Source organism: Dendronalium phyllosphericum CENA369, assembly GCF_016056275.1.
In the GTDB taxonomy this organism is placed as follows: domain Bacteria; phylum Cyanobacteriota; class Cyanobacteriia; order Cyanobacteriales; family Nostocaceae; genus Dendronalium; species Dendronalium phyllosphericum.
This window is the reverse complement of record NZ_JAECZA010000204.1, coordinates 34,630-42,841: the sequence shown is the minus strand read 5'-3', so window position 1 is coordinate 42,841 and position 8,212 is coordinate 34,630. Positions and strand designations below refer to the sequence as shown.

Sequence of the window (8,212 nt, the reverse complement as noted above, 5' to 3'; positions counted from 1 at the left end):
ATTTCCTTGGGTTCTAGAACTTGACCTGCACTGATAATTTCTTGAGCGTGAGTTCCCAATAGCCGATTAATTTGTTCTACTAGATTCATCTCATCACAGATGCCTGCGACTATGCCGCAGTGGTCAATATCCTGTACCCTAATATCTAATGGTGATGCTGTCATGCTTCTAAAATGCAGCATTTAGCTCATTTTCAAAAATACAGCATTTACGAGCGCACCTGCGGAATCTAGGCTCAAAGTAAGAAATTAAGTCAAGACGTTTCTTACTTTGTGGTTTTTGAAAGAATTTTTCGCTCTCCGGCTAGGTAGCGATCGCCCTACCTTCACCTCAAGGCTTGATTCTAAAAAATGTGAAATAAAGGGGCTGGGGAAGATGGGGGAGACACGGCGAGTTTTTTCTTTGCGTTCCCGCATCCCCGCGTCCCCCTCCGGGTTCGGAAGTTCGGACTCGACGGGAACCGCCCTTCGGGTTCGCCACTTTGCCATCGACGCAAAGCGCCAAGACGGCAAGTGGACTCACCAAGACTCCGACTTCCTCACCGCGTCTTCCTCTTCCAGCCTTTTAAAAGTTAAAGCGCACAACTCAACTCGCCGGCTTTTTGGGTAAAGCGGCTGTTCTCTCGATAGTCTACTGGACAATCAATGACGGCAGGCACATCTTGAGCAAGGGCTTCTTTAAGTGTGGGTATCAAATCAAGTGTAGATTCAACTCGATAACCTTTTAAACCCATGCTTTCTGCTAATTTGACAAAATCTGGATTGCCAAAATGTACAAATGATGAATTGCCTTTACCAAAATGATTTTCTTGCTTCCACTCAATTAACCCATAGCCACCATCATTAAAAATAATGGTGACAAACGGAGTTCCAACACGTAAAGCAGTTTCTAATTCCTGGCAGTTCATCATAAAACCGCCATCACCAGTCACCGCTACGACTTTGCGGGTGGGATGAACGAGTTTTGCGGCTAAAGCACCAGGAATGGCAATACCCATTGCTGCAAAACCATTAGAAATAATGCAAGTATTAGGACTATGACAGTGGTAATGACGGGCCATCCACATTTTATGTGCGCCTACATCAGAGATCGCAATATCATCTGGACCCATCACTTGCCGTAAGTCATAAATTAATTTTTGCGGCTTAATAGGGAAACCTTCATCGTGGGCATACTGTTCGTAATCTGCACGAATATTTCCTCGTAAACTGATAGCAAAAGGATTAGGTTTCCCCTGACGGTCTGCCAATTTTAAGATTTCATAGAGAGAATCGGTAATATCTCCTACTACTTCTGCGTGAGGTATATAACTACTATCAATTTCCGCCGCATTTAATCCAATATGTACGATTGGAATTTTGCCATCAGGATTCCATTTTTTGGGGGAAAACTCTATTAAATCGTAGCCAATAGCAATTACTAAATCTGTATTGTCAAAGCCACAGGTAATAAAATCTCTTTGCTGTAATCCTACTGCCCATAAAGCTAAATGATGAGTGTAAGGAATTACTCCTTTACCCATAAAAGTATTGACAACAGGAATATTCATCTGGGTGGCGAATTGCGTTACAGCATCACTTGCTTGAGCGCGAATTGCCCCATTTCCGACTAAGATTAACGGGTTAACTGCTTGAGAAATTGCAGCGGCGGCGGCCCGAATGCTAGCAAAAGATGCATAGGTTTTTTCAATATTATCCTTACGCAAAGGGTTGCCAGATACAGGCATGGCAGCAATATTTTCTGGTAGATCGATGTGAACTGCCCCAGGTTTTTCGCTTTGCGATCGCTTAAATGCTTTTCGCACAACTTCTGGTGTAATACTCGGCCGGACAATCTGTTTATTCCACTTGGTTACGGGTGCAAACATTGCCACCAAATCCAAATATTGATGGGATTCGATGTGCATTCTATCTGTTCCCACTTGACCGGTAATCGCCACCAAAGGCGCACCATCGAGGTTAGCATCTGCTACCCCAGTCATCAAGTTTGTCGCCCCAGGCCCAAGAGTAGAAAGACAAACTCCGGCTTTTCCTGTCAGACGACCGTAGACATCCGCCATGAAGGCTGCACCCTGTTCGTGACGAGTAGTAATAAATTTTATGGAAGAATGTTTAAGTGCTTCTAAAACGTGCAGATTTTCTTCGCCAGGGAGTCCAAAAACATATTGCACCCCTTCATTTTCTAGGCACTGCACCAACAATTCAGCTGTATTCATTTGATTTCCTTACTAGCGACAAGTCAGTGGTCAGTAGTCAGTGGTTAAGAGAAAAACAACTAACAACTGACAAAATCCAAATCACTTAACCCACACAGTCTTAACATTGACAAATTCATGTATACCCTGAATACTCAATTCTCTGCCATAGCCAGAACGCTTGATGCCGCCAAAGGGTAAGCGGGGGTCGGATTTAACCATGCCGTTGATAAATACAGCACCAGCTTCGATTTCTTCGACTAAGCGATCGCGTTCTTGGTCGTTGGTTGTCCAGGCACTTGCACCTAAGCCAAAGGGTGTAGCATTAGCAAGTTTAATAGCAGCATCGAGATCGGGAACGCGGAATAATAAAGCCACTGGGCCAAAAAATTCTTCTTGAGCAATTGGTGTATCAGGAGGGATATCTATGATAATGGTTGGCGGATAAAAGTTTCCAGAACGATTTGCTAAAGGTTGTCCGCCCGTGAGGACTTTACCCCCACTTTTAACGGCGGTTTGCACTTGTTGGTCTAAATCTTCGAGGATACCGGGAGTTGCCAACGGGCCGAGGTCGGTGTCTGCTTCCATCGGATCGCCAACTTTTAGCGCCTCGAATTTTTCGAGTAGCAATTTTTCAAATTTATCGGCGATCGCTTCTGCTACAATAAAGCGTTTCGCTGCTATACAAGATTGCCCGTTATTCAACATTCGTGCTGTAGTAGCTGTGACAACTGCTGCCTCTAAATCAGCGCTTGCTAACACGATAAATGGGTCGCTTCCTCCCAATTCCAAAACGGTTTTTTTCAGTTGTTTGCCAGCAGCAGCGGCCAAGGACGCGCCTGCTGGTTCGCTTCCGGTCAAGGTGGCAGCTTTCACCCGATCGTCAGCCATTAAATCGGCAACTTTGCCAGCACCGATTAATAGCGTTTGAAAGACACCTTGGGGAAAACCTGCGCGTTGAAAAATATCTTCAATTGCCAAAGCACACTGCGGCACATTAGAAGCATGTTTGAGTAAACCGACATTGCCTGCCATCAGTGCTGGTGCAGCAAAGCGGAACACTTGCCAAAAAGGAAAATTCCACGGCATAACTGCGAGAATTGCACCTAATGGCTGGTAGCGAACAAAACTATGATTTGCATCAGTATCGACAGCGACATCAGCCAGGAAATTAGCTGCGTGTTCGGCGTAATAGCGACAAACAACGGCACATTTCTCTACTTCTGAGACTGCGGCCTTGAATGGCTTACCCATTTCTAGAGTCATTAATTTAGCAAAGTCTGCTTTTTCTTGCTCTAAAATTTCCGCAGCTGCTTCTAGCCAATGCGATCGCTTTTGGAAATTAGTCTGGCGGTATTGTTCAAAAGCCCGACCTGCCAAATCCAGTTTAGCGGCAATTTCTGAATCGTTGAGCGGCTCAAAGGTTTTGAGCGTTTCCCCAGTGGCGGGATTAATGGTGGCGATAGCCATTACCTGACCTCCCGTTAAAAAAGTAGCTTGAAGTAGCTTCCTAGTGTTACACATATCAATTAGGGAAGCCACCACCCAAATTTTAATCTTTCAGCTCAAAATTAGCTGCTCAATATTACAATTTTGCAACTTAAATTGAATTAAACTATACCAAGCAATAAGTATTAATATTGGTGAATTAAATGCCAGTCAAGTTGCGATAATTCGCACAATTGAGGAATTAAGCCATGACTCAAGCCTTACGCAAACTAGTCAGCAACTTTTCCAGAGTTGAATTTATGAATTACGCAAGCAATTGCAAACGGCTTTAACCACAAGTATTTCGGCTTTTCTTAATGTTCATTAGATTACAAAGTTCTCTGTTTAGGCTGGGTGTAGGGTGTTGGGTGTTGGGTGTGGGGAAAGAATTGCATTGATGAGTCGCTATAAAAGTTAATTAGCGTGAGTAAATTCAATCTATAATCATCAAAAAGCCATGATTGACCTAATTAGTCTTTAATAACACCAACAATCCGCTCCTTTGTCACCAACACCCAACACCCAACACCCCACACCCTGTCTTCACGAAAAAGTTTTCGGTCTACCGAATGTCATTCGGGTATGGGGAAAGGTAAATTCAAACCCTTTCCCCATGACCAAAAAGTATTGGAATCGGTGCTTAATTACTAATGTTTTAAGACAATTCGATAACGAGCCTTTCCTGCTTCTAGATGAGCAAGTGCTTCATTCACTTGGCTAAAATCAAAAGTCTCTGTGACAGGTTCAATGCCATGACGAGCAGCAAAGTCGAGCATTTTTACTATTGTTGTTGGGCTACCAGTTGGGCTACCCGATAAAGATTTTTGTCCAAAAATTAAGGGAAGCACATTCAGTTGAATTGGATTCGGCACGGTGCCCACAAAATGTAACTTTCCTTTGGGACACAGCACATTAATGTACATTGCCCAGTCTAAATCTGCATTCACTCTAGTAAGTGTTGTCCGAGTTAGCCGCATCCCATTCATCCCATTCCAACCCCGACGCACATTTACAACACATAAAAACATCGTCGGGAATTGGTGCATTTTCTGGCCAAGTTTCAAATTCTTGGTTTGTAATCCCAGAATGCCAATCGTGTAGCATTTGACTTCCGCAAACGTCGCAGTAATAATAGCCGCGTTTTAGTTCTTGTTCCGTTATTGGTCGATAGTCATTAGTCATTAGTTATAGCCTTCACTAATTCACGAAACAGCAGCCGCGTACCAATCGCAGCAATTTTCATTCTTACCAACTTGACCGGGCGGCCTGCTTCCTTCTCTGCCACCAGCTTCTCACCCAATTGCTGACCAATCTCATTTTTGAGACGCGATCGCACTAGTGCCACCTCTGGAAACTGCCATGCTAAATCCTGGCGAATGCGGTTAGCAATGGGACTTTGGACGCGGTTCAGGTGTGCGAGTCTCAGTACCAGTTCCCGAATTCTGACAATTGTGCGATCGCGAATTTGCACAAATCGACGCGGGTCAGCGTGGTAATCAAAGTAATAACAGGCCAGTGCTAGGGAATCGGCATCATCATCTTTGTCAGGTAGTGCCAGATGGTGCGCTCGGTAGTTCCTTAACTCTTTGTGACCGACCAACCGCACCTCAACACCAGCTCGGGCCAAGTGAGTTCCCCAAAGCTTGCTGTAATTACTGCCTGTTGGCTCCATGATTGCAATGTCCGGTTTGAGTGCCAAAAGTTCTTTGATGCCTTGACTATTGGCACTCAAGCGATAAAACGGACATTCGTAATAAAATTGTCGTGGTTGAATCGGCTTGTCCGTCAAAAGACAAGCAACAACTGAGGACTTGCTAACATCAAGTCCTAAAATTCTGGTCATTAGTTTTCCTCGTGGGTGGTTTGTTTGAGTTGTCCCAGTGTCAAAGCCTATGAATCACCCATAAGCCAGAAAGCTTCCTTATTAAGGCTCCAACCCCCGATAGTTATGTGAGAAATGATTGGCAGCATACACCGGGCGTAGGCTCGGACCTCTTTATGGGTTAGCTTGCCTGTTTCATCGTTGCTAGCTATTCGCTTCAAAAAGCTTTTCAGCCCTTCAATTTCATCACTGCCATCAAAACTTAATCCAAACATGATTAATGTGATATTTTTGACAAAGTATTTGAATATGGTGCGATCGCGTTCCTCCCCGGTTGCGCGTTCGCCCTTGGCGTTGGCGAAGCCATCGCTTTTGCATTAGTTTGAACGCCGATTAATAGCTTGCTCGTACTGATTTACAGTCTCTTTCAGCTTTTCAACCTCCTGACGCTTTGCAGCGCAATCTGCCTCCAAGTCTTCAAGCCGTTTTTGCTTCTCGGCAATCCTGATATCAGCAGCTTCGATCTGCCGATCTAGTTCGCGGCTCTCAGGGGTATCTGTCAACCAATCCCAAAGTTTACCCAACATTGTCTACCCTCCAAATTCCTTTCTCAATCGCTCCAAAAGTGTCATCCCCTCGCCGTAGCGCTTGCCAGTGAAGCCCAGCACCTCAGTCACGATCGCGCTATCGCTTTTTCCCTCCCCAAATCGCTGAATCATCCGCCAAAGTAGGCGATTTTCATCAGAAAAAGAATCGCTGTAATCGGCTCCTGGAGCGGTTTTTACGGCATTTTTAGCGCTTTTTTCGGGGTGGATCGCATTGTCATAGTATGGTTGTACTATGGTCGAACCACCGCGCAGCGCTGCGGACTTCATCTCGCGGTATGGCGGAAGTTTCAAAGGCTGGTCATCAAGTAAGCAGTGAGACTGGTCTTGTTTTAACCAGTTAATAAGCTGCTCATTTTTCAGCGATTTGGCATGTGCTAGAGCCTTTTTACCCAGGCGAATGCGGTAGAAAGCATCGGCTAAATCGCTCTTACCATCAAGTCCCCATGCTGCAACTCGGTCATACTGACTCAGTAGAACTGTAAAGCGTTTGGCTTTGCGTCCCCTCCTGGCGTGACGTTCTAGCCACTCCCCACTACTAAGAACCTTTGAAACGAGTTCGGGGTATTCTTCAGCAATGATTACCCGTTCGGTTCCAGCCAAAGCACCATCACCGCGTTCGGTTCTCAGCTTGAGTTGATTACTCAAGTCTTCCAAGTCCTCAGCCATCCCCAACTCGATAGCCCCCCAATCTTCACCCTTGCCAATCACCTCAAGCCCTTGCCAGTCAGTTGGTGTGCCTTCGCATTCGTAGACGCGAACGCGACCGCCCACGGTATAGGCGAGGTATTGGGCAATGGTAGATTTACCCGTTCCCATCTCCCCGATAATCATCACCTGTTTACCTTCAATGGCACTGATGATATTGGTGATGATTTCTAGTGGCTCCTCAATGACGGCGGCTGATGCTTCAATCACTTGGGTCATGGGAGTTCCGGCGTAAGGGAGAGCATCATAAACTTTGAGCAGGCGCTTGACCCCAGTTTCAAAGCCGTCACATAACCAAATGCCCAATTTAAAAGCATTACGGGTAATGTTGACACCGAACAAGGACACAGAAAAACATAACCTTCCCACTCCCCAGGCGCAGTATTTGAGGAGAGTATTGCCATCTGGCAAGTGAAGCTCAACCCACAACCCGGTTGTTGTCCTGGCGGGTGTGGGGGAACTGGGGGACTTTACCTCAACTAGATCACTTCCCATACTGCACCTCAATTTTTAGGTACATTGGGCGATCGCTCGATTGTTTACACAGTGCAATGATGGCGAAAGTCAGTGATAGCAAGGTTAACAGCAGAATTAACAGCTGGTTCATTGTCCCCCCTCAGCATCAAGAATGGCGTTGAAGTTGTAAATGGTATCAGCAAGGGGTGGTGGATCTGGTGCTGTCATTGGCTCAAAACTAGACGCGATCGCGTCTAATATTTCTGTCTCGCAATTACCCAAAATGTTGAGTGTCGAGTTTACTGGCTGGTCTTCATTCATTGCTTTGTCCCTGCCAGTAACGGTTCATATGCCCGACAGCTTCATCTACTACTTGCTGGTCTTTTTCTGTGCGACCAAGATTTTCTTGATGGGGGTCATCTTTTGCCACTACTGCGGAGGCTGCGCTAGCAACATTTTCGGGAACGCCATTGTCGATTAGTGTTTCGAGTGAAGCTTGATAAAGGTCTGGGTTAAAAGTCATTGCCTAACTCCAGTTCAATGGTTGCGGCTGGTGGTTCGACCTCCCAAGCCAAGTTAATCAGTGCTGTTTTCGCGTCCCCAATGGTTACATCTGGGGTATAGTCATTCTCCAAAAGCTTTTGATAGTCAGGATGCTGGATGATTTCCTCAATCAGGGATTGGGTATTAGTTATTAGTTGAGCGAGTGTTTTCATCCGCCGATCCTCTTGTAAATGAAGGAGTTACTAGAAAATCCCTCCTTGGCTACGAGATGGTCGTCTGGGGTATCTGCAATGATGTCAGCCCAGCCTGTGGACTGATTATCGCGGATGTTGCGTTCAGCTATTTCACCCATACCCGGACAAGCTTTCTCGAATTCGTCAACTACTTTTTGTTCTTTGGGTGTTAGCGATCTATCTTCAGTCATGGTAAATTTTG

Annotated in this window: 14 protein-coding genes and 1 pseudogene; all 15 read right to left on the bottom strand. The window is 45.5% G+C overall.

All coding sequences use genetic code 11. From position 1 onward, the window contains the following. Positions 1 to 164, bottom strand: a 164-nt coding sequence (locus I8752_RS22660; protein WP_214434518.1) for a DUF4277 domain-containing protein, incomplete at its 3' end; no start/stop codon positions are given. Positions 165 to 248: 84 nt separating this feature from the next. Next, complete coding sequence (locus I8752_RS22655; RefSeq protein ID WP_214434515.1) at positions 249 to 488, bottom strand: hypothetical protein; 240 nt, start codon at positions 486 to 488, stop codon at positions 249 to 251. Between the two features lie 83 nt (positions 489 to 571). Next, a complete protein-coding gene (locus I8752_RS22650) occupies positions 572 to 2,215 on the bottom strand; it encodes an acetolactate synthase large subunit (RefSeq protein WP_214434514.1) in 1,644 nt (547 codons plus the stop codon). Positions 2,216 to 2,296: 81 nt separating this feature from the next. Further along, positions 2,297 to 3,664, bottom strand: a complete 1,368-nt coding sequence (locus I8752_RS22645; protein ID WP_214434513.1) for an NAD-dependent succinate-semialdehyde dehydrogenase — start codon at positions 3,662 to 3,664, stop codon at positions 2,297 to 2,299. Between the two features lie 665 nt (positions 3,665 to 4,329). Then, complete coding sequence (locus tag I8752_RS22640; RefSeq protein WP_225895842.1) at positions 4,330 to 4,659, bottom strand: MDR/zinc-dependent alcohol dehydrogenase-like family protein; 330 nt, start codon at positions 4,657 to 4,659, stop codon at positions 4,330 to 4,332. After that, complete coding sequence (locus I8752_RS22635; RefSeq protein ID WP_214434512.1) at positions 4,631 to 4,864, bottom strand: hypothetical protein; 234 nt, start codon at positions 4,862 to 4,864, stop codon at positions 4,631 to 4,633. Before I8752_RS22635 ends, I8752_RS22640 begins: the two co-directional genes overlap by 29 nt. Positions 4,865 to 5,009: 145 nt before the next feature. After that, positions 5,010 to 5,525: pseudogene (locus tag I8752_RS22630) on the bottom strand (IS110 family transposase); the annotation flags it as partial. Positions 5,526 to 5,759: 234 nt separating this feature from the next. Further along, entirely contained in the window at positions 5,760 to 5,882 is a 123-nt protein-coding gene (locus I8752_RS38140; protein WP_263985879.1) for a hypothetical protein, read from the bottom strand. After that, the gene (locus I8752_RS22625; protein WP_214434511.1) at positions 5,882 to 6,091 is read right to left on the bottom strand and encodes a hypothetical protein; all 210 of its coding nucleotides are present in this window, start codon (positions 6,089 to 6,091) and stop codon (positions 5,882 to 5,884) included. Before I8752_RS22625 ends, I8752_RS38140 begins: the two co-directional genes overlap by 1 nt. Before the next feature lie 3 nt (positions 6,092 to 6,094). Then, on the bottom strand, positions 6,095 to 7,312 hold the full coding sequence (locus I8752_RS22620) for a hypothetical protein (protein WP_214434510.1): 1,218 nt from the start codon (positions 7,310 to 7,312) through the stop codon (positions 6,095 to 6,097). Further along, positions 7,302 to 7,424, bottom strand: a complete 123-nt coding sequence (locus tag I8752_RS38135; protein WP_263985876.1) for a hypothetical protein — start codon at positions 7,422 to 7,424, stop codon at positions 7,302 to 7,304. The genes I8752_RS22620 and I8752_RS38135 overlap by 11 nt, the downstream gene beginning before the upstream one ends. Further along, the gene (locus I8752_RS22615; RefSeq protein ID WP_214434509.1) at positions 7,421 to 7,594 is read right to left on the bottom strand and encodes a hypothetical protein; all 174 of its coding nucleotides are present in this window, start codon (positions 7,592 to 7,594) and stop codon (positions 7,421 to 7,423) included. Before I8752_RS22615 ends, I8752_RS38135 begins: the two co-directional genes overlap by 4 nt. Further along, positions 7,587 to 7,796, bottom strand: a complete 210-nt coding sequence (locus tag I8752_RS22610) for a hypothetical protein (protein ID WP_214434508.1) — start codon at positions 7,794 to 7,796, stop codon at positions 7,587 to 7,589. The genes I8752_RS22615 and I8752_RS22610 overlap by 8 nt, the downstream gene beginning before the upstream one ends. Continuing rightward, positions 7,786 to 7,989 carry a hypothetical protein gene (locus tag I8752_RS22605; protein WP_214434507.1) on the bottom strand — a complete coding sequence of 68 codons (204 nt, stop codon included), beginning with the start codon at positions 7,987 to 7,989 and terminating at the stop codon, positions 7,786 to 7,788. The genes I8752_RS22610 and I8752_RS22605 overlap by 11 nt, the downstream gene beginning before the upstream one ends. Beyond that, complete coding sequence (locus I8752_RS22600; RefSeq protein WP_214434506.1) at positions 7,986 to 8,201, bottom strand: hypothetical protein; 216 nt, start codon at positions 8,199 to 8,201, stop codon at positions 7,986 to 7,988. The genes I8752_RS22605 and I8752_RS22600 overlap by 4 nt, the downstream gene beginning before the upstream one ends. Positions 8,202 to 8,212: the final 11 nt, after the last annotated feature.